Raw genomic sequence first — 22,240 nt, 5'->3', positions numbered from 1 at the left:
CTTGCCTCAGCCCGCAGCGCCGAGTGCGGCGCTGCGGCGCCTTCCGGCGTAGTGCAGCACGAACAGGTAAAGGCCGGTGAACAGTTGCAGGAACAGGGGTGGCAACGGTGAGTAGGTGAGCCACGCCACAGGCTCGCCCTGTCCCATCGCGCGCACTACGAAGTTGGCGATCACCGCCAGGGTGAACACGATCGAGGTCCAACGGTGCACGGGCCGTGCCCAGCCACCGCGGCTCATTGCCGGCGCCTCGTCTCGGAGCGGGCTTCGATCATCTTCCAGCCATTGCCTGATGGATCGCGGAATCCGGCGTCCACGGCGCCATAGCGCTCGATCGGCTCCTGGGTGAATTCCACGCCCAGCGCCAGCCATTGCGTGTAGCGCGCCTGGCAGTCATCCACGGCCAGCACCAGCGGCGGCATTGCGCCCTTGGCCACCAGCTGCTGCAGCGAAAGCGCGGTGGCCGCATCGTGGGTGGGCGGGCCAGGCACGAACAGGCCCAGCTGGAAACCGTCCTGGCCCGGGCTGCGTACCGTCAGCCAGCGGTAGCTGCCGTTGCGTACATCGGTATGCACCTCGAAGCCGAGCTTGCCGACATAGAACGCGAGCGCCTCATCCTGGTCGCGCACATACAGGCCGACCGTGTTCACAGTGTTCGTCATGGGACCTCCCTCAGGTGGGGTCCACATTAGCAACCGCCTCGCGGCGACGCTTCTCCAAAACTGCGATCTTAAGGTCCGGTCGCTGTGCGGCACGTGCGTGGCATTCCGGCACGCTGGCCGACGCCGCCTGGCCTGCACGCTCACGCTCACGCACATTGCCCGGGCTGTCACCGGTGATGTCACGGAAGATGCGGCCAAAGGTGCCCAGGCTGCTCCACCCGGTCTGCACGGCGATTTCGGTGACCGGCATGTCGGTGTCACGCAACATCGCCACGGCCCGTTCGATGCGGCGGCTGAGAAGATACCGGTGCGGCGGCAACCCGAATGCCTGCTTGAACGAGCGGGCGAAGTGCGCCGGCGACACCGCACTGACCTCGGCCAGGCGTGTGACTGGCCATTCCTCATGGCTGGCCCGGTCCATCCGGTCCTTGGCACGCAGCAGGCGTCGCAGCAGTTCGGGGCTCTGGTTCACAGCGTCACCGCTTGGGCCAGATGATGGCGTGCTGCGTGCCGTGCCTCGGCGGCCTGTTCGACCAACCAGTCACGGAATGCGATGACCTTGGCGCTCCCACTCCGCGCCGAGGGCGCCACGAACCAGAAGCTGCGACCGTCGCTGGCGACACCCGGATGCGCCTGCACCAGGCGCCCGCTCTCCAGCTCGGCCTGGAACAGGATCGGCGAACCGATGGCGATGCCCTGCCCTGCGATCGCGGCACCGACATCCAGATGCTCGACGGCGAAGGGCGTGACCAGACTCCCTGGTGCCGGCGGTGGAAGGTGCCCGTGCGCGGCGAACCACAGGGCCCACCAGTCCGGCCGACCGAGCAGGGGAATCTCCAGCGTGGTGCTGCCCAGCCCACGGGCCGACGGCAGCAGCGCCGGCGCACACAACGGCATGAAAACGCTGGGGAACAAGGGTGTGGCCTGCAGCCCAGGCCACTCGCCATGCCCGTTGCGGATGGCGGCATCGAAGTGGCCGGCGGCAAGATCCTGCGGCTCTGCCGACAGATCCAGTTCCAGCAGGAGCTGCCGATGGCGGGCGCGGAACGTACCCAGCCGCGGCGTCAACCAACTGGTGCCCAGCGTTGGCAGTACGGACAGGCGCAGTCGCGCCGCATCCATGCCAGCGGCGCGCATGAAGCTGGCGCGTAGTGCGTCGAATGCCCGGGTGGCTTCCTGCGCGACGCTGGCACCCACCACCGTCAGTTCCACGTGCTGTGCGTGGCGCAGGAACAGGCAGGTACCGGTCTGGGCCTCCAGCCGCCGCACGTGATAGCTCACCGATGCCGCAGTGGTGTCGAGCTCCTCTGCGGCACGCGCGAAGCTGCCCAGCCGCGCCGCCGCCTCGAAGGCGCGGATGGCGGCAAGCGATGGCAGCTGGCGTTGGGTGACCATAAGTGTGGCTTAGCCTGAGCCCCGATATCTGCGTGGTCAATCCCCTTCGTACCCGCAACGATGGGGGCACCTTCGGTAGGGGATCACGCATATGGATCGACGGCAGTTCCTGGTCACCCTGGCCGCCACGGCCGCGTCCACCGCCCTGCCCGCCGGGTGGGCCCTGGCCAGTCACAGCGATGACTGGAAATGGTTGCAGGGCACCTGGCAGGTCCGGCACCAACGCCTGAAGGAGCGGCTGGTGGGCGATACCCGCTGGGAAGCCTTCACCGGCGCCAGCGCGGTCTGGCTCACCCTGGGCGGGCTCGGCACCATCGATGACAACGTCATGGCACTGCCTTCGGGTCCCTACAGGGGCCTGGGCGTGCGTGCCTTTGATCCGGTGTCTTCCACGTGGTCGATCTGGTGGATCGATGGCCGCAATCCTGCCCATATCGAAGCCCCCGTACGCGGCGGTTTCAAGGGCGATGCCGGCAGCTTCCGCGGCACCGACCGGATCGACGGACGCCCCATCGACGTGTGGTTCCGGTGGCACGCCATCCATGGCGAGGAGCCGTGGTGGGAACAGGCATTCTCCGACGACGCCGGTGCGCACTGGGAGGTGAACTGGCGCAACTGGTTCCGCCGCACGGCTGCGGCCCCCTCGCCGCTTCCGAAGCTGCCGGATGCACCGGGCGATTTTGATTTCCTGGTGGGCCATTGGAACGTGCGCCATCGTCGCCTGCGCGCCCGACTGGCAGGCAGCGATGCGTGGGACGCGTTCAACGGCACCCTGCACAACTGGCCGGTACTGGGAGGATTCGGCAACGCAGGTGACAATCTGATGGACGTGCCAGGAGCCCCGCTGCGCGGCATGGGCATCCGCGCCTGGAATGCGGCTGAGCGGCACTGGCTGAGTTGGTGGCTGGATGGCCGGGAACCGACCCGGATCGGCGCGCCACTGCTCGGCCGTTTCGAGGCCGGTGTCGGTCGCTTCTTCGGCGAAGACCAGCACGACGGACGAGCGATCCGGACGCGGGTGATCTGGTCACGCATTACCCCGCGTTCGGCGCGCTGGGAACAGGCGGCCTCGACCGATGGTGGACGCAGCTGGGAAACCAACTGGGTCAGCGACTTCGAGCGGCAGGCATGAAGGCGCTGCTGGCCGTGATGCTGCTGGTGTCTGCGTCGCCTTGCGCGTCTCCATCCAGGGTGCTGCAGATCGTCGGCCCGGCCGAGCGCTTTGCTCCGGGTATTGCATCCACGCAGTACGACGAGATTCGACTGACCTTGAGCCCGGACGGAAAGACCGCACTGTGGTTCAGCCGCAACCGGCCCGGCGGTCCGGGCGGGTATGACATCTGGGTCTCCCGTAACGATGGGCAGCGCTGGCGGCCGGCGAAGCCGGTGCCGTTCAACACGCCGGGACGTGACTTCGATCCCGCCTTTTCCGCCGATGGCCGCGCGGTGTATTTCTGCTCGGATCGAGCAGGCGGCCAAGGCGGCGACGATCTGTATCGGGTCAGCGTGGGGAGCGACGGTCGATTCGGGGAGCCGGTCAATCTTGGCCCCGCAGTGAACAGCGCGGCCGATGAGTTCGCGCCAATGCTCTCGCCAGACGCAGCCACGCTGCTGTTCTCCAGCGATCGCGCAGGCGGTGCGGGTGGCCATGACCTCTACGTCGCAGCGATGGTCCGTGGTGAGGCGCAGCCCGCGCGGCCACTGCCCGGAGACCTCAATACCTCGGCGCAGGAGTTCGATGCCACCTTCCTCGGGGATGGCCGTACTGTGGTCTTTGCCCGCGCTCTCGACTTCGGCAGCGCACCGGTGCGCCAGTTCATTGCCTACGAACGTGGAGGCCGTTATGACGCGGGCCATGCATTGCCCTCGCCCTTGAACGAAACCTCCGGCGACAGCTACGGCGCGATGCTGGATGGCTCGCAACCCGGCACGTTGACCTATTCGGCCCGGCGTGCGGACGGTGCAGGGTTGGACCTGTACCGCATCCGCTACCGGATGAAGCGCCCTTGAAGGCGGATGTTGTCGATTCCCGGCACCCCGGTTCGTCGAGAGGATGAATACCCCAGGAGAAAATGCAGATGCCCTCCCATCAGTCCCTTGCCTGCGCCTGCGGCCAGGTCCGCCTGACCGCCACGGGCCAACCCATTGCCACCGTCGAATGCTGCTGCGACAGCTGCCGCAAGGCCGGCGCCATGCTGCAGTCGCTGCCCCGAGCACCCGAAGTACTGGGCCCGCATGGCCAGACGCTTTTCGTAATGCACCGCAAGGATCGCGTCAGCATCGATGCCGGACATTCCATGCTGCGTGCGTTGCGCTTGTCCAGCAGGGGCGGCAGCCGCCGCGTCCTGGCGGGCTGCTGCAATACGCCGCTGTTCCTGGAGTTCAGTGGCGGCCATTGGCTGAGCCTGTATGGCCTGCTGTGGCCCGCATCGGCAAGACCCGCCGTGGAGATGCGGACGATGGTCAGTGATCTTCCTGATGCGTCTGTCCTTCCGGACGATGTGCCGAACCTGCAGACCCGGTCGCTGCGGTTCCATGCACGGTTGATGAAGGCGTGGATCGCCATGGGCTTCCGCAGCCCACGCATCGAAGTCGCGGGAGATAGCCATGTCTGAGCCCGAGCGGATCGAGATCGAGAGCATCACCACGCCCGGGCACATCCAGCGCGTGGATCGTGCCAAGTATCTCGCCATGCGCCATGCCTTGCTGCAGGCCCTGCCTGCGCAACCTCCAGGCCTGACCGTTGCGCAGGCCAAGCAGGCGCTGCTGCCGCACCTGCCCGCCGCCCTGTTCCCGGCAGGCGCCACCGCCGGCTGGTGGTTGAAGGCCGTGCAGCTGGACCTGGAAGCCAAGGGCGTGATCGAGCGCGTCACGGGCAAGCCGTTGCGCCTGTTCAAGCACCTGGCGGCCGGCTGATCAGCGCTGCGCAGGCAGCTCCAACCGGTGCTTGCGGCATAGGCGATACACCGTCACCCGCGAGATCTGCATCTGCCGCGCGCACTCGGAAACGTTGTAGCCGGTCTGGCGCAGGGTCTGCAGCAGCACATCGCGCTCGGCCTGGCCCCGCGCATCGTGCAGCATCGCCCCAGGCAGGACCGCCACCGATGCGCCCAGCTCCAGGTCACGCTCGCTGATCAGCTCGCCCTCGGCCATGATCGCCGCACGCTGCACGCGATTGAGCAGTTCGCGTACGTTGCCGGGCCATTCGAAACGCCGCATGGCCTGCAGTGCGGCCGGCGCAAAGCCGCGTGCACGCACGCTGTGGCGCTGCCGGAAACAGCGCAGGAAGTGTTCGGCCAGCAGCTGCACATCGGCACCGCGCTCACGCAATGGTGGCATGAGCAGGCGCAGCACGTTCAGACGGTAGTAGAGATCGCTGCGGAACCGGCCCTGCGCCACCGCGTGTTCCAGTTCCACGTGGGTGGCAGCCAGCACTCTCACATCCGCCCGCAACGGCTGGCTGCTGCCGACGCGCTCGAAGGTGCCTTCCTGCAGTACACGCAACAGGCTGGTCTGTGCCTCCGACGGCAGGTCACCGACTTCGTCCAGAAACACCGTGCCGCCGTGCGCGGATTCGAACACGCCGATCTGCCGCTTGTCGGCACCGGTGAACGAGCCACGTTCGTGGCCGAACAGCTCCGACTGCACCAGGTTGGCCGGAATCGCACCACAGTTCACCGCAATGAAAGGCCTGCCAGCACGCCCCGACAACGCATGCAGCGCATGTGCGGCCAGTTCCTTGCCTGTACCGGTTTCGCCGGTGACCAGCACCGGCAGCTCCACCGGCGCGAACTTGTGCAGCACCGTGCGCACCGCATGCAGCGCAGCGCTTTCACCAATCAATGCGTGCGGTCCCTGCCCGCTGCAGGTTGCGTCGACAGGCGGATCATCTGCGTCGAACTGCTGGCGCATTGCGCAGACCAGATCCTGCAGGCCGAACGGCAGCGTGAAGCGGGCACGGCATCGCTGCAGCAACGGCAGCCAGGCCGCTGAAGCAGGTCCGGCACCCGGTGGCAGTACCGCCAGCCAGGGTAGATGCTGGTGCTGCTCGATCCACGGTACCAGCAGCTGCAGCGCGACCGCATCGAGGTGGCGCAGATCGAGCACGGCGAGCAAGCGATCGCGCCCGCGCAGGCCAATCGCCATGGCGGGATCGGGACGGATGCTGCGCACATACCAGCCTGCTGCCGCCAGCGCACTGCGCTCGTTCGCCAACGGCTCGCCAAACCAGAGCACGCAACGTGACGTTGAAGCCTCCGGGACCGCTGCCATGCTTCCCCCAGCATCCGGACACCGTCGGCGGACTGTCAGGCAATCACCGGCGTGCCGCCCCCCGCCGGGACCTCTACGGCCACCGGGGCGGCCTTTGTTGGGCGGATCCTAGCGCTTCCCTAAACGGCGGCGCAATGAGCAGTGCGTCAAGAAATTCCTGGCTGAAGCGGCACCGTTGCAGACCGCGACGCCACCTGTAACACGGATGCGACAGTCGCCCGCCGCCCTTGCCCTGCGGTGCCTGGGGCTTCGAAATCCCAACAATTCCACGACGTGCCTGTAACAGCGTGGCAGCAGCCCGGTCAGGTGCGGCACGGTGCCGACATTGGCCGGTGGGCACTTCGGAGTTGGCACGGTTGATGCGTGGTTCCGCCGCACCCATCGCGGGAGATCGGCATGGACGGCTCCACCCTGATTCGCGGCCTGGCCGCAGCACTGGCAGTGGCCCTGCTGTCGGTTGGCGCGGGCGCATCCGCATCCGGCGCCCGCCAAGGCGTGAAGGCACAACCGGGCGAGATCGTCCTGCTGCGGGATGTATCCGCGCGCCCGGCATACCGCATGGCACCGCCGGGCATGGCGCTGATTGCCGACCCGAAGCCGCAGCGCGAGATCGCCACCGCATTGGGTGCCGGCGGCACAACAACCGGCATGGACGAGTTGAGCGATGAGGACTATGCCGGCATGGGCGCCGGCCAGGCCGCGTCCATCACGGCGCCGGGTGGCACCACTGTTGAACGGGTCACCCAGCAGGCCCTGGGCGGCACGCTGGGCCGCAGTGGCGACGGCATGGTCGGCAGCAATCTGGGGGGTGCCATGAGTGGACCGCTCGGTGCTGTGGGCAGCAGCACCCGCGGTATCGCCGATACCGTGCGCGGCGCACTGGCCCAGTTCCCGCTGCAGGGCACGGCCCCGGCAGGTGGAAAATGAAGGCGCTGCACGGGTTGCTTCTGCTGCTCGCTGCCGCGCCCTGGGCGACCCGGGCCGATGACTACAGCGGCATGCTCGCCTATCTCGACGTGGCCCGCATCGACGGCCACGCACTTGCCGGAACGAATGGCGCCATCGCCGTGAACCAGGCCGCCGGCGACCTCAACGTGCAGGCCAACCTACGGGGTATCGCCAAGGGTGATCGCGCCGACGTCGCGATCAATGCGCGGCAGCTGCAGCAGGGCAACCGCGTGCTGTCCGGGCCGCTGCAGGCCACTGCATTCATTGGCGGTGACGCACTGGCCGGTGCCAGTGGCATCGCATCCATCAACCAGGCCAGCGGCATCGCCAACACGACGCTCAACGTCGTCAGCGCGACGCTGGCCCGACAGGGCATACGCGAAACCGACGATACGGCCTTGGCCGCCGAGGGTTCCGCGTTGGCAGGGGGGCGGGACGACACCGGTCACGGCGTCGCGACGGGCACCCGCAGCGCAGGTGTAGCCAGCACCGCACTGCGGGGATTCGACGGGGTCCTGCAACTCAATCAGATCGCGGGCAACGGCAACGACACGGCCAACGTATTGGGCCTGGTCGTGCAGGACCGCCCGTGACAACCACCCAACCGATGCACCACCTGATGAGAGAGAGGGCACCATGAAAGCGACCGTCAAACAGACCATGCTCGCCATGGCGATTGCCACTGCCTCGACCGCCGCTGCGGCCAATGGCTGGGACAACCAGAACGCCAACGCGAACATCAATCACAACCACACCGTCAGCGAGACCCGCAACGACACCCACAACCACACCGACAACGACGTACGCAACCGCACCGTCAACGTCAATGTGCAGAAACACAGCAACATCCAGGCCGACGAACGCAAGGAAAAGAACAACCACGGCGTCGACGTGAACCTGGAGAAGGACCTGCGGCTGAGCACCGACATCAATTTCTCCGGTGACCCGAACATCACCGGCGACATCGACCTCGACTCGGCGGCCATTGCCGTGATCGACAACCGCCAGTCGATCAGCAACAACGCCACCAGCAACAGCCTGGTCACCAACAGTGCTTCCATCGGTGACAGCGTGGGTGCCGGCGCCTCGGGCAATCTCGGCTTCAACGTGGTGTCCGGCGACAACAACGCGCAGGACAATGCCGCGTCGCTGTCCGCTGCCGACGCGTCCTTCAGCTTCGGCATGGCCGACGCCGAGGTGTTCGTCAACCAGGCCGGCTTCGGCAACGCCACCATGAACTCCGGCGTCACCAACGCCGCAGGTCTCGGCGGCAACGCCTTCGGTGGTGCTTCGGGCAACATCGGCGTGAACATCGCCTCGGGCAACAACAACGAGCAGAAGAACGCGCTCGCGGCCTCGGTAGCGACCACCGCGGTGGCGCAGTCGAGCATCAGCTCCAACCAGGTCTCCACCGGCAACACGGTCAGCAATGCCGGCTTCGTGCAGTCCTACACGGATACCGTGCAGGTCGGCATGCGTGGCGGCGTCAGCGGCCTGACCCTGGCCTATGGCGCGGGCACCTACCGCGGCACCGGCAACGCCTACCAGATGGCCAACTACTATCTGGATACATGGAATGGCGAGCTTCCACATCCGGGTGGCAACAGCACCGGCCACATCGACCTGGACAACGAGATCCAGAACGCCACGATGAACCCCAACCGGCCGGGAGTGGGCGGCCTGGGCTTCGATACGCGTGAGAGTGGCACCAGCCAGTTCGTCGAACTGGGCGTGGCCGATCTGTACGCCAGCCTCAGCGGCACGGTCAGCACCACGCGCTGGGTGAACGTCAACGCCACCAACACCTCGGCGTTGTCCGGCAGTGCCTTCTCCGGCGCCTCCGGCAACATCGGCGTGAACGTTGCTGCGGGCACCGGCAACCTGCAGGCCAACAGCCTGGCCCTGGCCGTCGCCCAGCCCAGCACCGGCGGCGGTGGCGGCAGCGGCGAGTAAGCGCAACACCCCGGCCGTCCGCCAATGGCCGGGTTCCCGGGAGCCCCTGTTCCTCCTCCCCCTTGGGACAGGGGCTCCCCCCTGCTGCCGGAGAACGTGATGATCCGTTGCCGCCTCTCGTTGCGCCTGCTGGCGATGCTGTTGCTGCTGGGTACCGCCTCCGCGTGGGCGGGCGAGGTGCGCTTCAGCGGCGTATTGCCCAATGGCGCGTTGCTGCAGCAGAAGGTGGAGAGCATGCAGGAGCGGCGCTACCGCAACGTGGTGCGGCAGCACACCGATTACAGCTGCGGGGCCGCCGCGCTGGCCACCATCCTGCGCCACGCCTACCACCTTGATACCGACGAGGCGACGGTGATCGAGGGAATGATGGGGGTCTCCGATCCCGCTCTGGTAGCCGAGCGCGGCTTCTCGCTGCTCGACATCAAGCGCTACGTGGAATCGCTGGGCATGCGCGGTCGGGGCTACCGCATCGATGAAACACGACTGCGCACCCTTCGCGTGCCAGGGCTGGTGTTGATGGACGTGCGCGGTTTCCGCCATTTCGTGGTGCTCAAGCAGGTGCGCAACGGCATCGTGGAAGTGGCCGACCCGATCCTGGGCAACCGCAGCCTGGCCCTTCCGGAGTTCCTGGCCGCCTGGCCATCGCGCGCGGTCTTCGTGGTGATCGGCAGCGACTTCGATCGCAACACCGCTCTTCTGCAACCCAGCGAACGGCCAAGCGCCCGCGCGCTCTACGCGCGGCAAGGGCCGATCACCGATGCCGAACTGGTCGACTTCGGCTTCAGCCACGCCGACCTGTTCTGAAGGAGGTTCGACCATGTTCCGCCAACCGATGATGATGGCTCTGCTGCTGGCCTTCCCTGCCCTGCCCCTGCAGGCGGCAGAGGGCGCTCCCGGTCGCGGCCTGAAGGAAATTCCGGACCCGGAACTGAGCCTGATGCGGGGGCGCTACACGGTGGGTGGCAACAACGTTGCCTGGTTCGGGGTCACCATGGTGTCGCAGTGGCAGGCCAGCAACGGCGCGACGCTGCAGGGCAGCCTCACCCTGGGCATGGACTTCCGTGGTGGTGGCGTGCCGAAGCTGAGTTTCCAGCCCAGCGTGCATGTCACGGCAGCCGATGCGCCGCTGCCCGATACCCACGGACGCAGCATCGACAGCAGCGGTCTGGCCAACGCCAGCGGCCTGGTGCAGAGCGTGCAGGTGGCCGGCGATGGCAATGTCGCGCGCAACGTCACCACGCTGACCGTCCGCGAGGGTGGCGTGCCAGCCGTTCTCTCTGATGGCGCAGGCAACGTCACCGCGCAGCAGGCCGGCGCCAGCGCGACCGCCATGCTGGAAGGCAACCAGGCACGCCTGCTGCTGCAGGTGGATGGCCAGGGGCTGGTGCAGCAGTGGATCCGCAATGGCAGCGTCGGCCAGGGTATCGCCCTCGCCGGTGACGGCCAGATCGCCAGTAACCAGCTGCGGCTGGAGCTGGTGCGCAACGCCGTGGGCAGCAACCTGCCGTTGAGCCAGAACGTGGCCCAGGCGATTGCGTTGAACCGCGGCATGGGGCCAGGCCAGTAACAGGGCCTGGCATTGGGGGAAACGCTCCACAACGCAGGACACCAACATGCACACCCTGATAAGGATCACCCCGTTGGCGCTGGCGGCGCTGACGGGCACCGCCCTTGCCGCACCGCCGACGTCCGACGATGGCGCTGACGTGCAGGCCCTGGCCAACCAGCTGGAACAGCTGAAGGCCAACTACGCACAGGAAGTGCGGCGGTTACGCGAACTGGACATGCAGGTCCAGGCCATGCAGGCGCGCTTGAGCGGGCGGGTTGGCCCGGTCACAGCCCCACCGGCCGCGCCATTGGCGCAGGCGGCCGCCGCCGCGGTCCCACCGAGCAGCGAGGGCTACGCCAGTACCGCCGCCGAGGCGCAACAGGCCAAGCAGGAGTCGCGGCGCAGCGTGGACGACGTGAAGCAACAGCAATCGGCCCTGTTCTCCCGCCGCTTCACCATCGAGAACAGCCTCACCTACGCCCGCTACGACCGCAAGCAGCTCACCCTCAACGGCTTCCTCGCGCTGGACGCCATTTTCCTCGGCAATATCGCCATCGAGAACGTGGAGTCCGACTCGCTGACCTACAACGTGGCGGCCCGCTGGGGTGTCAGCCCGAACCTGACGCTCAACCTGGACGTGCCTTACCTGGCCCGGCGCACCGTATACCAGAAGGGCGGCGCCGGCGGAGCAGCGGCCGCCATTGCACAGGAAGAGACCAACGGCAACGGCCTGGGTGATATCGGGCTCAGTGCGAACTACCGGTTGTTCGGCGAACGCGGCTGGCGCCCTGAGACCGTGCTTACCGCCGGCGTCACCGCCCCCACCGGGCGCGCACCCTACGGCCTGGACTGGAAGGTGATCGAGCGCGATGACGACGACTACATCCGCTTCGCCGTGCCGCGCGAGCAACCCACTGGCAATGGCGTATGGCAGGCCAACCTGGGCCTGTCGATGGTGAAGACCGCCGACCCGGCCATCCTGTTTGCCAACATCGGCTACGTGCACTCCATCCCGCGCGGGTTCGACGACATCGACAGTAATCCGGACACGGTGAACCCGGGCGATGTGAAGCTGGGCGGCTCGGTGTACTTCGGCGCAGGCGTGGCCTTCGCATTCAACGAGCGGACCAGCCTGAGCCTGTCCTTCAGTGACCGCATCAGCGCCCGCGCTTCCACCCGCTTCCAGGGCGGCAAGTGGATGAAGGTAATCGGCAGTGATGCCAATGCGGCATCACTTAACCTGGGCGTGACCTATGCGCTGAACCAGCACACCACGCTGGTGACGCTGCTGGGCATCGGGTTGACCCCGGATGCGCCGGACTTCACGTTGGCGTTCAAGATTCCGTACATGTTGTAGCTGCATCTGCCATGCGACCTCATCAACGTCCTTCGTGGCTACTGACCGAAATGACAACCACAGGGAATCTTCTTTTTCGGGAAAAGCGCGCAACCAGCCAATTCCAGACCAGGTGGTAGGGCGTTGAACATGCATGGGCCGTGTTGAAGCGCCCGGCATCTTCTCCCTTGTTCAGCAGATGGCTTGGCATAGCGTACTTGTTGCAAGCCAGGATCAGCTGATGACAAAGATCACTCCAATCTGGCGGTAAGGCGGTGAATGCAAGTTTGAAATCATTCCTGCCTGCGATCCGGGATGCGTCAAACGTGAAATCCGCACCCACCTCTCTTCCGCAAGCCAGAGAGCCCGTGCGTACCAGAGCTTCGAGCAACGTCCCAAGCGATTGGTCGCACGGCTCACCCCGTTTGGCAGCGCTTGCTACCCAGTGAGGACTGAAAGGACGCTTCGGATCAGAAGAAGCACCGATGTACCACGCGTGCGGCGGTGCTTGCTTGGATTGAACGTAACTGCCGGCACCAATTTGGTAGCCGTTCTGTAGCGCCGCATTCGACCCTGCAGCGAAGTAGAGGTCGAATGCGGGCCACTCTGAAAGCAGAGCAAGCTCTTTCAATGTCGAGTCGTTCTTCTTGCTAGGAAGCGACACGACAGGTGTCACCAGCTTTTTTCCTTTTGCGTTTCCTACCACCTTGGCCTGCAGGATCAAGCCACGTGCAGCCCTCACGAAGCAGGTGCCAGAGTGGATCTGAAGCCGGTCGATGAAGAAGACCGCCGCATCGCCAATCTCAACCCGCTCGGTTATCTCCTGGCCCCTATGGTCCTTCACAACATTGGTGAATCCGGCCATGGGGATTTTGTCAATGTAACCGAGGCTGACTTCGACCGTCCTTTTCATGCCATTGCTGCTGGAGAAACTACTATCGCTGCGGATCAGCGCCTCGAACGGTTTCCAGAATCCGGGCGAGAACAACGCCGCAAGCTGTTGAAGTTCCCCCCTTCTGCCTCGCTTCTTGTGTACCCGGGAGACAAGATCGTCGATGTTCTTGGCCGTGAAGGCTGCACCGGAACTCATGTCATTCCATCCTTGAAGATTAGCTAAGATTCCCGCCGGACTGTAGCGGATTCCGCCAGACGAGTGCTTGCCGGTGCTTGACGCCCCGTTGGCGGGATGACCGCGCCAACACAGTCCCTGATTCACCCACCGGCACCACAGCCGCCCCCGGCCACTGCTATATTCAGTCCAGCTCGGCAGGCATGGTGCCTGCCCTCGAATCACAGGGAGTTGGTCATGGGTCTGGTACAGGCGGTGAAGGGTGCGGTTGGCGGTGTGCTGGCCGACCAGTGGAAGGACTTCTACACCGTGCCGGCGGGCCTGCCGTCCACGGCGGCGCTGTTCGCGGCCGTGCCGCAGGGCACCAATGCCGGCCGCGGCTCCAACACCAGCGGCTCGTCCAACATCATCACCAACGGCTCGAAGATCATCGTGCCGGAGGGCTATGGCCTGCTGCTGTTCCAGGACGGCGCGATCACCGCGTTCGTCGCCGAACCGGGCGGCTACGAGTGGCGCTCTGACGATCTGAACTCGCAGTCGATCTTCGCCGGTGACGGCCTGGTCAGCACCTTCATCAAGCAGAGCTGGGAGCGCTTCAAGTTCGGCGGCCAGCCGGGCTCGCAGCAGGCGGCCTACTTTGTCTCGCTGAAGGAACTGCCGGATAACCGCTTCGGCACCCAATCGGAAATCTACTGGGACGACGGCTTCCTCAATACCCAGGTCGGCGCGGTCACGCGTGGTTCGTACACGCTGAAGATCGTCGACCCGATCCTGTTCGTGAAGAACTTCGTGCCGGCCAGCTACCTGCAGCCGGGCCAGGTGTTCGACTTCACCGACCTGGACAACGCCGCCGCCAGCCAGCTGTTCAATGAAGTGGTCGGTTCGCTGGCCCCGGCCTTCAGCCTGTATACGAACGATCCCAGCAAGGGCAACCGCATCACCAAGCTGCAGCAGGACTCGCTGGGCTTCGCGCAGAGCCTGTCGGCTGCGGTCGAACAGGGTTACCAGTGGAAGTCCGACCGTGGCCTGGCCATCGTCAAGACCGCTATCGTCTCGATTGAATACGACGCCAATACCCGCGAACTGCTGAAGACCGTGCAGCGCGCCGATGCCCTGTCGGGCTCGCGCGGCAATTCCAACCTGCAGGCCAGTGTCGCCCAGGGCATCCAGTCGGCTGGTGAGAACGGCGGCGCGGCCGGTCTGGTCGGCGTCGGCATGGCGTCGGGCATGTTCGGTGTCGGTGGCATGCAGCAGCCGGTCACTCCGGCCGCGGATGACCCGGTCGCCAAGCTGAAGAAGGCCAAGGAAATGCTGGACCTGGGCCTGATCACCCAGAGCGACTATGACGCCCTGAAAGCCAAGGCACTGGGCCTGTAACAGCAGGACGCACAACGAACATGTCCGATCCCCGAAACGGCCCACCGCCGCTGCCCGGATCCGCGCCCGCGACGCCGCCGCCCTTGCCGGCGGCGTCGTTGGATGGGCCCGGTTCGCCGCAGGACGTCCCTCCCCTGCCCGGCAGCTTCCCGCTGGACACCTCGAAGCTGCCGCAGGCGATCCGCGATGAAGTGGAAGCGCCCGATCCTGTGGCCATCGATACTTCGGCCAGCGAGCTGAAGGACGGCCTCAACCGCTGCCCCAAATGCGGCGCCACCGACATCCGGCCCAAGGCCGGTACCGATATCCTGGTCTGCCTGTACTGCCGTCACGAATGGCATGGCGCACGCGTCGAGGAGGAGTTTGGGCTGGGCGAGGCCATCGACCAGCTGCGCGGCACCGTCATCGCCTCCGGCGCACGCGACATCGATGCCGACACCTCGGCGTTGATGACGTTCAAGTGCACGGGCTGTGGCGCAGAAGTCACGGTCAACACCGAAAGCACGATGACGGCGCGCTGCCACTGGTGCCGCCACGTCTTCGGCGTCAACGAGCAGATTGCCAATGGCGCGGTACCCGATGCGGTGCTGCCCTTCCACATCAAGAAGGACGATGCGGTCGCGCGCATCCGCCAGTTCGTCGACAAGCGCCGGATGTTCGCGCTGAAGGCGTTCAAGGACCAGTTCACCCCTGAAAACGTGGTGGGCGTGTTCCTGCCCTACATGATCGTCGACAGCAATGTCAGCGCTGCGGTGGCCGGCAAAGGCGAGATCAAGACCCGTGAGTACACGGTCGGCAGCGAGAAGAACAAGCGCACCCTCTACGACGCCGATGTCTACCAGGTCGAACGCCAGGTCGATTTCACCGTCGACGATCTTCCGCTGGAATCCTCGGCCGAGCGCGGCAACCTGGATACCCGCGCCAACACCAACAACATCATCAACACCATCCTGCCGTTCGATACCAAGAACGCGGTGAAATGGAACGCCTCCTACCTGGCCGGCTTCACTTCGGAGAAGCGCAACCTGGATGTGGAAAAGCTGCGGCCGCGGCTGGAAGACCAGCTGCTGTCGATTGCCCGCGCACAGGTGGAAGGCTCGGTGAAGCGCTACAACCGCGGCGTGCGCTGGGAGCAGGAACAGCTGGAGGTGCATGGCACCCGCTGGGTGTCGATGTACCTGCCGGTCTGGCTGTACTCGTACCATCAGCCTGGCAAGAACGGCGGCATGCTGCACTACATCGCGGTGAACGGCCGTACCGGCGAAACCATGGGCAGCGTGCCCGTGCAGCAATGGAAGATGCTGCTGGCGGCCCTTGCCACCGGCACCGTCATTGAAGCCCTCGCAATTGCCTTCCTGGTGGCATCGACATGAGCGACGACAGTGGCCTCTGGCTGTTGGCGGCAGGTCCGGCCGGCGCAACCGCGCTGTACTGGGCGTTGTACCGCTATTACCGCAACACCGACAAATCACATTCCTTCGAGCACGAGACCGAAATCGAGGCGCAGCCCGTGACCGGTTCAGACCAGCAGGTGGGCCGGGTCACCGGCACCGAGGAAAAGCGCATACGCGGTGACAACGTGTACGAGTACCGGAAACGGGTGGCAAGGGTGAAACCCGACCAGTAGAGCCAGGCCATGCCTGGCTGATCGACAACGTCGCAACGACGACGGTGAACAGCTTCAGCCGGGCAGATGTGTACGCGCCTGCGACTGTGGCCTGCTTCGCAGATCAGCTTTGTTTGCCATGCCTATACTACCGCCGCTTCCACCCCGGCCATCGTTGCACCTGCCGGTGGAAGCGGCGGGGCTGGATGTCCCCGTCGGGTCGGCCGCCACGCTGCCGCCGGCCCTGCCAGTGATTTGTAACCCAACGCGGTTCAACCAATCACCAGGGGGAAGGCTATGCGCTACACACGTCGTGATTTTCTTGCCACCACCGCCAGCGCTTCATTGGCGTCACTGGTGGCGCCCGGGGCCTGGGCCAGCGGCGCCGCACCGGCCGGAAAGGCCGCGCAGGCGCGCTACCACCGCTACAACGTCACCAGCCCCGAAGGCCAGCGCATGCTGGCCAGCTACGCGCGTGGCATCAAGGCCATGTTGGCACTGCCGGCAGACGATCCACGCAACTGGTTCCGCAACGCCTTCGTGCATCTGATGGACTGCCCGCACGGCAACTGGTGGTTCTATGTCTGGCACCGGGGCTATGTCGGCTACTTCGAACAGACCATCCGTACGCTCAGCGGTGATCCGCAGTTCGCCATGCCCTACTGGGACTGGACCGAGCTGCCACGGATTCCCCCGGCGATGTTCGACGGCGTATTGACGCCCACTGACAGCGCCTATGCGCCGTATACCCGCAACCTGGCGGTCTTCACCCGGTTCATGCGCCCGGCGTTGCAGCGCTACTGGGACACGCTGGATGCAGGCCAACGCGGCCAGCTCAAGTTCCGCGGCTACCTCACTGCAGACGATGTCTGGAACGATGTAACCGGCTACAGCGTCGCGGAAAAGACCGGCATCTCGGGCAATGCGGCCTATGCGATCACCTGCGGCGCCCGCTACCTCTGGCGCGAGAATCCCGGCTTCGATGCAAAGACCGCTTCGGCCGTGTCTCCCGACACCATCCACGCGGGGCTGTCGCCGGTCGAGTTCTACAACGACGATGTCAGCCGCAGCTTCACCAGCTCGCGTACGGCCTCGCACGTGGTGCAGCCTGACGGCGCCACGAAATTCTCGGTACTGGAAGGATTCCCGCACAACAAGGTGCACAACTGCATCGGTGGCGTCGGCGCGGTCGATCCCGGCCCCTACGGCAACATGACCAACTTCCTGTCACCACTCGATCCGATCTTCTACCTGCACCACGCCAACATGGACCGCCTGTGGGATGTGTGGAACCAGCTGCAGCAATCCCGCGGCAAGCCGATCATGCCCGTCAATGTCGACCAGCGGCGCCAGTTCATGAACGAACCGTTCCGGTTCTTCGTCGATGCACAGGGCAAGCCCGTTGGCGAGCGTCCGGCCAGCGCGTTCTTCTCCACCACGGCCTTCGACTACGACTACGTCTATGCGCGCCGCAACGACATGCTGGAGGCGGTCACGCTGCCAGCAGCTGCCGGCGCGGTGCGGCTGGTGCGCGGCACACGCTCCGATGGCGCCGTCCGCGTGGCTGTCCCCAATGAGGCGGTGCGCGCGCACCTGACCACATCGGGCCCGCGCCAGTTGATTGCCGAAGTGACCCTGGAGCGACCACGCGGTTTGAACAATACGCGCGAGTTCGACGTGCTGATCAACGCACCGGCGGGCACCGCCTCCGTGGCGGCCGACAGTCCGTACTACGCCGGCACCGTATCGTTCTTCGGGCCGACCATGGCCGGGATGGATCACAGCCACCCAACAACGTTCGCGGTGCCGCTGCCGCAGAAACTGGGGGCCCTGCAGGCGCTGAATGCCGCCGATGGGGGAACGACCACGCTGGAGATCCGCCTGGTTGCATCGTCCGGCCAGGCACCGCGGACATTCCCGGTACTGGATGCCGCCATCCTGGTAGCGCCGCCGCAGCCGTGATGACGCACGGCAGGTGCCGGGCTGTCCGGCACCTGCCTTCAGCCTGGCAGTCTTCAGCCAGCCTGCCCCAGCCGTACCTTCAACTGCTGGATCTCCTGCTCGCTCACTCCGATCGACTTCAGGTACCCTTCCGCACCACCGTACTGGCTGTGCAACGCCGCCAGGAACTGCTCCATGTTGTCCGGTGCGGTACCGGCCATACCGGCCATCTTGCGGGCGATCTCGGGATTCTGCTTGACCAGCGCCATGATCTGCGCGTTCATCGCACTGTCCTTCGGCTGCCCTTCCAGATAGTGCGCGGAGATCGCGTAGTTGTGCACGATCTCGGCCTTCGGCACGCCCGCCAGGTCCAGCAGCAGGCCAGCGATGATGCCGGTACGGTCCTTGCCGGCCGTGCAATGGAACAGCACGGCGCCATCCTGCTGCGCGGCGATGCGCTGGAACACCTGCTTGAACTGCAGCTGGCTGTGGCCCAGCCACTGCACATAGGCTTCGCCCAGCGAATCGGGGAAGCTGGTCATCATCTTCTGCAGGTCCATCTTCTCCGTGCCCATCAGCGAGATGCGCTGGTAATCGAAGCGATCATCCCTGGCCAGCAGGTCCGGTGACTGCGCTTCCTCATCGGCGGTGCGCAGGTCGATGTCCAGCTTCACGCCGGCCGCGGCCAGGGCGTCGCGGTCGGCATCGGTGAGGCGGCCGAGATCGGCGGTGCGCACGAACGCATCGGCCGGAATCGGGCCATGGCGGCCCTGCAGGCCGGCGAAGGTGCGCACGTTCCAGGCTCCCTGCAGCGGGATCACCCGCTGCGCGTCGGCAGCGACCGGCTTCACGTTGGCAGCGACCGTCGGCTTTGCGGCGGTGGCCTGCGGTGCATCGGCAGCAACGGCGGTCACGGCCAGCGGCAGGCTGAGCATCAGGGCCAGGACAAGTTCGGTAGAGCGGTGCTTCATGGAGTTCTCCGTTCGAATCAGAAGTTGACGGCCACGTCCAGACCGAAGGTGCGCGGGTCATTGAAGATGCCGGTCTGGCCCAGCGCCGGGCTGTTGAGCTTGTAGAACAGGTGCTGCTCATCCAGCAGATTGCGCGCCCACAGCGAGAACGACATCGTGGTGCCGGTGCTGCTGACCGGAACGTCCACCAGCGCCACCCGTGCATTCACCACGAACGAGCTGTCGGTCAGCATCTGGTCGTACTCGCTGGTGTAGTAGCCATCGGACCAGTTGCCGTCCACATGGAATTTCAGCGCCGAGAAGTTGGCGAACGGGACCAGATAGTCGACCGACAGGCTGCCGGCGTTCTTCGGCGCCAGCAGCGGCTGCACGGTCACCTGCACGCCCGCACCGAACGGGTCGGTTGCTGTCTGCGCATCGATCTTCGTGTAGGCGTAGTTGAGGCCGAGCGTGAGGTTGTCGACCGGCATCACGTTGAACTCCAGCTCCGCACCCCGGGACTTGCCATCGCTCAGTGCATTGGTGGTGACCATGGTGGTGCGGGTTTCGCCGCTGTTCGGGTCGAACGGCAGCGAGAAGTCCATTTGTTTGTGCGCGATGGTCGAATCGAACAGCGCCAGGTTCAGGCGGGCGCGGTTGTCCCAGAACTGCGACTTGAAGCCGAGCTCGTAGGCGGTCACTTCTTCCGGACCGAACGCGGTGTAGTTGGTCGAGCGCGAATTGGCACCACCGGCCTTGAAGCCCGTGCTGTACTTGGCGTAGACCATCGCGTGCTCGCCGAGGTCGTAGGCGATGTTGACCATCGGGTCGAAACGGCTCCAGCGGTCCTTGAAAGCGAGATTCGTCGCCGCGCCGTTGACGGTGTACAGACTGCCCTTCTTGTCGTCACGGGTGTAGCGACCGCCGGCAGTCAGGTGCAGGCGCAGCAGTGCTTCCGGCGTCCACGTGGCCTGGCCGAACACGCCCAGGCTGTCCGTCCACGCTTTGCTGGCGCGGTCGATGCGTACCCGCGAGAGATCCAGCGGGTTGGTCGCCGGATTCACGGTGTAGCTGTTGCCACCCGGCCCCCAGACCAGCATGTTCGGGGTCTGCGCATTGTCACCGGCAGTCTCGTGGTAGTAGAACGCTCCGCCGAGGAACTGCACCTGCGAGGTATTGCCGATCAGCTGGAATTCCTGGCTGTACTGGTGCTGGTAGACCTGCGCCAGGCTGTAACGACCGAACGGCGTCCCTGCACCACCGTAAGCGGAAATCGCATCGACCAGGCCCATGTCGAACTGGCCCTGGGTGAGTTCACGGTATGAGCTGATCGACTTCAGCTCCAGGTTGTCATTCAGCGTCCACGACAGGTTCAACAGATGGCCGCTGGTACGCCCGATGTTGTCTTCCTGCGGTCCACCGAGAATCGCGCTGTCGCGGCGATCCAGGCTGGCACCGGCCTTCTGCAACGGGCTGAGGTACGCGCCCGGCACCAGCACCTGGGTGTGGTACGGCGTGGTGGCGTCGTAGGAGCGATCGAACGCGTACAGCAGCGAGAAGTCGTCGCTCGGCTGCCACAGCGCACTCAGGCGTGCGCCGCGCTTGTCGTAGCTGTTGAAGTCGCGCTCGCCGCGCATCGGGTTGTCGGTGGTGCCGCCACGCTTGGCCTGCACGGCGTCGATCTTGAAGCTGACATCGCCCACCTTGGGCAGGTCCAGGTGCAGCGCACTGTTGTAGCCGCTGAAGTTGGACACGCCGGCGCTGACGCTGCCGCCGAATTCGCCGGTGGGCGCCTTGGTCACGATGCTCACTGCGCCGCCTTCGGTATTGCGGCCGAACAGCGTGCCCTGCGGGCCCTTCAGTACTTCAATACGCTCCACGTCGTAGAGCATGTTGCCCAGGCCCTGTGCGCGGCCCATGAACACCCCGTCGACGTAGATACCGACGCCGGCGTCGCGGGCCGGCTGGTTGGCGTCGCCGGAGGCGCCGATGCCACGGATGCCGATGTTCAGCGCCGAACTGCGGGTAGCGAACGGCGTGACCCGCAGCGACGGGATGGAGCCATCGGACAGACTGCCCAGCGAAATCGCGCTGCGGTCCTTCAGCGCTTCGGCATCGACCACCGATACCGAGATCGGGGTCTCCTGCAGGTTGGTGGCGCGTTTCTGCGCGGTCACCATCACCTGGTCGAGGGCAACGACAGTGCGCGCGGCCTCGGCTGATGCCTCGGCGTCGGCACTGGGACTGTCTTCGGCATGGGCCAGTGCCGGCAGCGCGGCGGCAATGGCGAGGGTGAGCAGCGGGCGGTGCAGCAGGGCGTGGCGCATCGGACTCATTCGCGGAAGGAGAAGGCCGGCGCAGTCTGGGAGGCGGGAATTACAAATGAATGACCGTTCATTCACACCTTTTGTGACGTACTATCCCGCCTCTGGACGCCCCGACTTCACGCAATGACGCCGAAAACCGCCGTAGCCGTACCCGCTGACGCCCCTGCCGCCGCCCCTGCCGCCGCCCATGCCGAAGCCCAGCGCCGTCGCATCCTCGACGCCGCCCAGAAGTGCTTCATCACCCGCGGTTTCCATGCCGGCTCCATCGGCGATATCGCCGCCGAGGCCGAGATCAGCCAGGGGCTGATGTACCGCTATTTCGCCAACAAGCGCGCCCTGATCCTGGCCCTGATCGAACGCCAGCTGCGTCACGACCAGGCCTCGATCAGCGAGATGCCGGCGGCCTCGGATCTGGTCGATGGCCTGCTCGCGTGCTACCAGCAATGGGCACGCGGCGAGGTGCTGCCGATCCACGGCAATGCCATTGCCAGCGTGGCGCTGTATGCGGAAATCAACGCCGAGGCTCACCGCGACCCTGTGCTGGCCGAGGTGCTGCGCACCCACGACAAGCAGACCAGCGCCGCGATCCATGCCTGGCTGCGCCAGCGTGACCTCAATCTAGGCCGGCGCGTCGACGAGGAAGGCATCGCCGGACGCACCCTGCTGCTGCGTTTGCTGGTGGAAGGCCTGGCCATGCGTGCCGTGCGCGACCCCGACCTGCCGCCAGAACGGGTCCGCGCCCTGCTGGCCGATGCCATTGGTCGTGTGATGGGGTAGTGGGGGGGGGGGGGGGGGGGGGGGGGGGCCCCCCGGGGCCGGCGGGGGGGGGGCGGGGGGCGGGCGCCCCCCCCCCGGGGC

General features: G+C 65.8%; 24 protein-coding genes. 15 read left to right on the top strand and 9 right to left on the bottom strand.

Going from position 1 to position 22,240, the window contains the following annotated elements; genetic code table 11:
- Window positions 1–6: 6 nt before the first annotated feature.
- From V3B48_RS00275 to V3B48_RS00260, 4 genes are read right to left on the bottom strand one after another with little or no spacing between them, the layout of a single operon-like run.
- A complete protein-coding gene (locus tag V3B48_RS00275; RefSeq protein ID WP_285302055.1) occupies window positions 7–237 on the bottom strand; it encodes a hypothetical protein in 231 nt (76 codons plus the stop codon).
- Entirely contained in the window at window positions 234–659 is a 426-nt protein-coding gene (locus V3B48_RS00270; protein WP_071228312.1) for a VOC family protein, read from the bottom strand. The genes V3B48_RS00275 and V3B48_RS00270 overlap by 4 nt, the downstream gene beginning before the upstream one ends.
- 10 nt (window positions 660–669) lie before the next feature.
- The gene (locus tag V3B48_RS00265; RefSeq protein WP_285302054.1) at window positions 670–1,131 is read right to left on the bottom strand and encodes a helix-turn-helix transcriptional regulator; all 462 of its coding nucleotides are present in this window, start codon (window positions 1,129–1,131) and stop codon (window positions 670–672) included.
- A complete protein-coding gene (locus tag V3B48_RS00260) occupies window positions 1,128–2,054 on the bottom strand; it encodes a LysR substrate-binding domain-containing protein (RefSeq protein ID WP_285302053.1) in 927 nt (308 codons plus the stop codon). Before V3B48_RS00260 ends, V3B48_RS00265 begins: the two co-directional genes overlap by 4 nt.
- Before the next feature lie 91 nt (window positions 2,055–2,145).
- On the opposite strand from V3B48_RS00260, the gene V3B48_RS00255 reads away from it, so the two are divergent.
- Together V3B48_RS00255 and V3B48_RS00250 are read left to right on the top strand one after the other, a co-directional pair.
- Window positions 2,146–3,186 (top strand): hypothetical protein, encoded by a 1,041-nt coding sequence (locus V3B48_RS00255; RefSeq protein ID WP_285302052.1) that lies wholly within the window; start codon window positions 2,146–2,148, stop codon window positions 3,184–3,186.
- Window positions 3,183–4,064, top strand: a complete 882-nt coding sequence (locus V3B48_RS00250; RefSeq protein WP_285302051.1) for a hypothetical protein — start codon at window positions 3,183–3,185, stop codon at window positions 4,062–4,064. The genes V3B48_RS00255 and V3B48_RS00250 overlap by 4 nt, the downstream gene beginning before the upstream one ends.
- Here V3B48_RS00250 and V3B48_RS00245 read toward each other — a convergent pair.
- Window positions 4,043–4,348, bottom strand: coding sequence for a hypothetical protein (locus tag V3B48_RS00245; RefSeq protein ID WP_285302050.1), 306 nt, complete (start codon window positions 4,346–4,348; stop codon window positions 4,043–4,045). The two genes, V3B48_RS00250 and V3B48_RS00245, sit on opposite strands and share 22 nt — an antisense overlap.
- Window positions 4,349–4,351: 3 nt before the next feature.
- Here V3B48_RS00245 and V3B48_RS00240 point away from each other — a divergent pair, with 3 nt between their 5' ends.
- The gene (locus V3B48_RS00240) at window positions 4,352–4,669 is read left to right on the top strand and encodes a hypothetical protein (protein WP_285302049.1); all 318 of its coding nucleotides are present in this window, start codon (window positions 4,352–4,354) and stop codon (window positions 4,667–4,669) included.
- Window positions 4,662–4,970: a hypothetical protein gene (locus V3B48_RS00235; RefSeq protein ID WP_106468122.1), complete on the top strand. Its 309-nt coding sequence runs from the start codon at window positions 4,662–4,664 to the stop codon at window positions 4,968–4,970. Before V3B48_RS00240 ends, V3B48_RS00235 begins: the two co-directional genes overlap by 8 nt.
- Here V3B48_RS00235 and V3B48_RS00230 read toward each other — a convergent pair whose 3' ends face one another.
- Window positions 4,971–6,326, bottom strand: coding sequence for a sigma-54 dependent transcriptional regulator (locus tag V3B48_RS00230; protein ID WP_279911845.1), 1,356 nt, complete (start codon window positions 6,324–6,326; stop codon window positions 4,971–4,973).
- 396 nt (window positions 6,327–6,722) lie between these two features.
- Between V3B48_RS00230 and V3B48_RS00225 the strand changes: the two genes are divergently transcribed.
- The 6 genes from V3B48_RS00225 to V3B48_RS00200 all read left to right on the top strand — a co-directional run bounded on the left by V3B48_RS00225 (window position 6,723) and on the right by V3B48_RS00200 (window position 12,133).
- Window positions 6,723–7,253, top strand: coding sequence for a hypothetical protein (locus V3B48_RS00225; RefSeq protein ID WP_049422221.1), 531 nt, complete (start codon window positions 6,723–6,725; stop codon window positions 7,251–7,253).
- Window positions 7,250–7,867: a hypothetical protein gene (locus tag V3B48_RS00220; RefSeq protein ID WP_121503352.1), complete on the top strand. Its 618-nt coding sequence runs from the start codon at window positions 7,250–7,252 to the stop codon at window positions 7,865–7,867. Before V3B48_RS00225 ends, V3B48_RS00220 begins: the two co-directional genes overlap by 4 nt.
- Before the next feature lie 43 nt (window positions 7,868–7,910).
- Window positions 7,911–9,227 carry a hypothetical protein gene (locus V3B48_RS00215; RefSeq protein ID WP_012511147.1) on the top strand — a complete coding sequence of 439 codons (1,317 nt, stop codon included), beginning with the start codon at window positions 7,911–7,913 and terminating at the stop codon, window positions 9,225–9,227.
- Window positions 9,228–9,326: 99 nt separating this feature from the next.
- Complete coding sequence (locus V3B48_RS00210; RefSeq protein ID WP_180837209.1) at window positions 9,327–10,031, top strand: C39 family peptidase; 705 nt, start codon at window positions 9,327–9,329, stop codon at window positions 10,029–10,031.
- A 13-nt stretch (window positions 10,032–10,044) separates the two neighbouring features.
- Window positions 10,045–10,794, top strand: coding sequence for a hypothetical protein (locus V3B48_RS00205; protein ID WP_329892906.1), 750 nt, complete (start codon window positions 10,045–10,047; stop codon window positions 10,792–10,794).
- A 46-nt stretch (window positions 10,795–10,840) separates the two neighbouring features.
- Window positions 10,841–12,133 carry a transporter gene (locus tag V3B48_RS00200; RefSeq protein WP_285302046.1) on the top strand — a complete coding sequence of 431 codons (1,293 nt, stop codon included), beginning with the start codon at window positions 10,841–10,843 and terminating at the stop codon, window positions 12,131–12,133.
- A gap of 22 nt (window positions 12,134–12,155) precedes the next feature.
- On the opposite strand, the gene V3B48_RS00195 is transcribed toward V3B48_RS00200, so the two are convergent.
- Window positions 12,156–13,202, bottom strand: coding sequence for a hypothetical protein (locus V3B48_RS00195; protein ID WP_285302045.1), 1,047 nt, complete (start codon window positions 13,200–13,202; stop codon window positions 12,156–12,158).
- 216 nt (window positions 13,203–13,418) lie between these two features.
- Here V3B48_RS00195 and V3B48_RS00190 point away from each other — a divergent pair, with 216 nt between their 5' ends.
- The 4 genes from V3B48_RS00190 to V3B48_RS00175 all read left to right on the top strand — a co-directional run bounded on the left by V3B48_RS00190 (window position 13,419) and on the right by V3B48_RS00175 (window position 18,126).
- On the top strand, window positions 13,419–14,558 hold the full coding sequence (locus V3B48_RS00190; protein ID WP_049401484.1) for an SPFH domain-containing protein: 1,140 nt from the start codon (window positions 13,419–13,421) through the stop codon (window positions 14,556–14,558).
- 20 nt (window positions 14,559–14,578) lie between these two features.
- On the top strand, window positions 14,579–15,931 hold the full coding sequence (locus V3B48_RS00185; protein WP_049461047.1) for a membrane protein: 1,353 nt from the start codon (window positions 14,579–14,581) through the stop codon (window positions 15,929–15,931).
- Window positions 15,928–16,185 carry a hypothetical protein gene (locus V3B48_RS00180; protein ID WP_032127215.1) on the top strand — a complete coding sequence of 86 codons (258 nt, stop codon included), beginning with the start codon at window positions 15,928–15,930 and terminating at the stop codon, window positions 16,183–16,185. Before V3B48_RS00185 ends, V3B48_RS00180 begins: the two co-directional genes overlap by 4 nt.
- A gap of 276 nt (window positions 16,186–16,461) precedes the next feature.
- Window positions 16,462–18,126 (top strand): tyrosinase family protein, encoded by a 1,665-nt coding sequence (locus V3B48_RS00175; protein ID WP_329892905.1) that lies wholly within the window; start codon window positions 16,462–16,464, stop codon window positions 18,124–18,126.
- A 53-nt stretch (window positions 18,127–18,179) separates the two neighbouring features.
- Here the strand turns inward: V3B48_RS00175 and V3B48_RS00170 are convergent, their stop codons facing one another.
- Both V3B48_RS00170 and V3B48_RS00165 read right to left on the bottom strand, forming a co-directional pair.
- A complete protein-coding gene (locus tag V3B48_RS00170; RefSeq protein ID WP_329892904.1) occupies window positions 18,180–19,076 on the bottom strand; it encodes a tyrosine-protein phosphatase in 897 nt (298 codons plus the stop codon).
- Between the two features lie 17 nt (window positions 19,077–19,093).
- Entirely contained in the window at window positions 19,094–21,382 is a 2,289-nt protein-coding gene (locus V3B48_RS00165) for a TonB-dependent receptor (RefSeq protein WP_329892903.1), read from the bottom strand.
- A 123-nt stretch (window positions 21,383–21,505) separates the two neighbouring features.
- On the opposite strand from V3B48_RS00165, the gene V3B48_RS00160 reads away from it, so the two are divergent.
- On the top strand, window positions 21,506–22,159 hold the full coding sequence (locus tag V3B48_RS00160; protein ID WP_329892902.1) for a helix-turn-helix domain-containing protein: 654 nt from the start codon (window positions 21,506–21,508) through the stop codon (window positions 22,157–22,159).
- Window positions 22,160–22,240 lie beyond the last annotated feature (81 nt).

This window comes from Stenotrophomonas sp. SMYL20, assembly GCF_036320045.1.
In the GTDB taxonomy this organism is placed as follows: domain Bacteria; phylum Pseudomonadota; class Gammaproteobacteria; order Xanthomonadales; family Xanthomonadaceae; genus Stenotrophomonas; species Stenotrophomonas maltophilia_A.
Note: the sequence above shows the minus strand (reverse complement) of the source record. Positions and strands in the feature narration are given on the sequence as shown.

Coding starts and splice junctions, on each gene's coding strand:
- V3B48_RS00275 (WP_285302055.1), bottom strand. CDS start 237: ATGAGCCGCGGTGGCTGGGCACGGCCCGTGCACCGTTGGACCTCGATC.
- V3B48_RS00270 (WP_071228312.1), bottom strand. CDS start 659: ATGACGAACACTGTGAACACGGTCGGCCTGTATGTGCGCGACCAGGAT.
- V3B48_RS00260 (WP_285302053.1), bottom strand. CDS start 2,054: ATGGTCACCCAACGCCAGCTGCCATCGCTTGCCGCCATCCGCGCCTTC.
- V3B48_RS00255 (WP_285302052.1), top strand. CDS start 2,146: ATGGATCGACGGCAGTTCCTGGTCACCCTGGCCGCCACGGCCGCGTCC.
- V3B48_RS00250 (WP_285302051.1), top strand. CDS start 3,183: ATGAAGGCGCTGCTGGCCGTGATGCTGCTGGTGTCTGCGTCGCCTTGC.
- V3B48_RS00245 (WP_285302050.1), bottom strand. CDS start 4,348: ATGTCCGGCATCGATGCTGACGCGATCCTTGCGGTGCATTACGAAAAG.
- V3B48_RS00240 (WP_285302049.1), top strand. CDS start 4,352: ATGCTGCGTGCGTTGCGCTTGTCCAGCAGGGGCGGCAGCCGCCGCGTC.
- V3B48_RS00235 (WP_106468122.1), top strand. CDS start 4,662: ATGTCTGAGCCCGAGCGGATCGAGATCGAGAGCATCACCACGCCCGGG.
- V3B48_RS00230 (WP_279911845.1), bottom strand. CDS start 6,326: ATGGCAGCGGTCCCGGAGGCTTCAACGTCACGTTGCGTGCTCTGGTTT.
- V3B48_RS00225 (WP_049422221.1), top strand. CDS start 6,723: ATGGACGGCTCCACCCTGATTCGCGGCCTGGCCGCAGCACTGGCAGTG.
- V3B48_RS00220 (WP_121503352.1), top strand. CDS start 7,250: ATGAAGGCGCTGCACGGGTTGCTTCTGCTGCTCGCTGCCGCGCCCTGG.
- V3B48_RS00215 (WP_012511147.1), top strand. CDS start 7,911: ATGAAAGCGACCGTCAAACAGACCATGCTCGCCATGGCGATTGCCACT.
- V3B48_RS00210 (WP_180837209.1), top strand. CDS start 9,327: ATGATCCGTTGCCGCCTCTCGTTGCGCCTGCTGGCGATGCTGTTGCTG.
- V3B48_RS00205 (WP_329892906.1), top strand. CDS start 10,045: ATGTTCCGCCAACCGATGATGATGGCTCTGCTGCTGGCCTTCCCTGCC.
- V3B48_RS00200 (WP_285302046.1), top strand. CDS start 10,841: ATGCACACCCTGATAAGGATCACCCCGTTGGCGCTGGCGGCGCTGACG.
- V3B48_RS00195 (WP_285302045.1), bottom strand. CDS start 13,202: ATGAGTTCCGGTGCAGCCTTCACGGCCAAGAACATCGACGATCTTGTC.
- V3B48_RS00190 (WP_049401484.1), top strand. CDS start 13,419: ATGGGTCTGGTACAGGCGGTGAAGGGTGCGGTTGGCGGTGTGCTGGCC.
- V3B48_RS00185 (WP_049461047.1), top strand. CDS start 14,579: ATGTCCGATCCCCGAAACGGCCCACCGCCGCTGCCCGGATCCGCGCCC.
- V3B48_RS00180 (WP_032127215.1), top strand. CDS start 15,928: ATGAGCGACGACAGTGGCCTCTGGCTGTTGGCGGCAGGTCCGGCCGGC.
- V3B48_RS00175 (WP_329892905.1), top strand. CDS start 16,462: ATGCGCTACACACGTCGTGATTTTCTTGCCACCACCGCCAGCGCTTCA.
- V3B48_RS00170 (WP_329892904.1), bottom strand. CDS start 19,076: ATGAAGCACCGCTCTACCGAACTTGTCCTGGCCCTGATGCTCAGCCTG.
- V3B48_RS00165 (WP_329892903.1), bottom strand. CDS start 21,382: ATGCGCCACGCCCTGCTGCACCGCCCGCTGCTCACCCTCGCCATTGCC.
- V3B48_RS00160 (WP_329892902.1), top strand. CDS start 21,506: ATGACGCCGAAAACCGCCGTAGCCGTACCCGCTGACGCCCCTGCCGCC.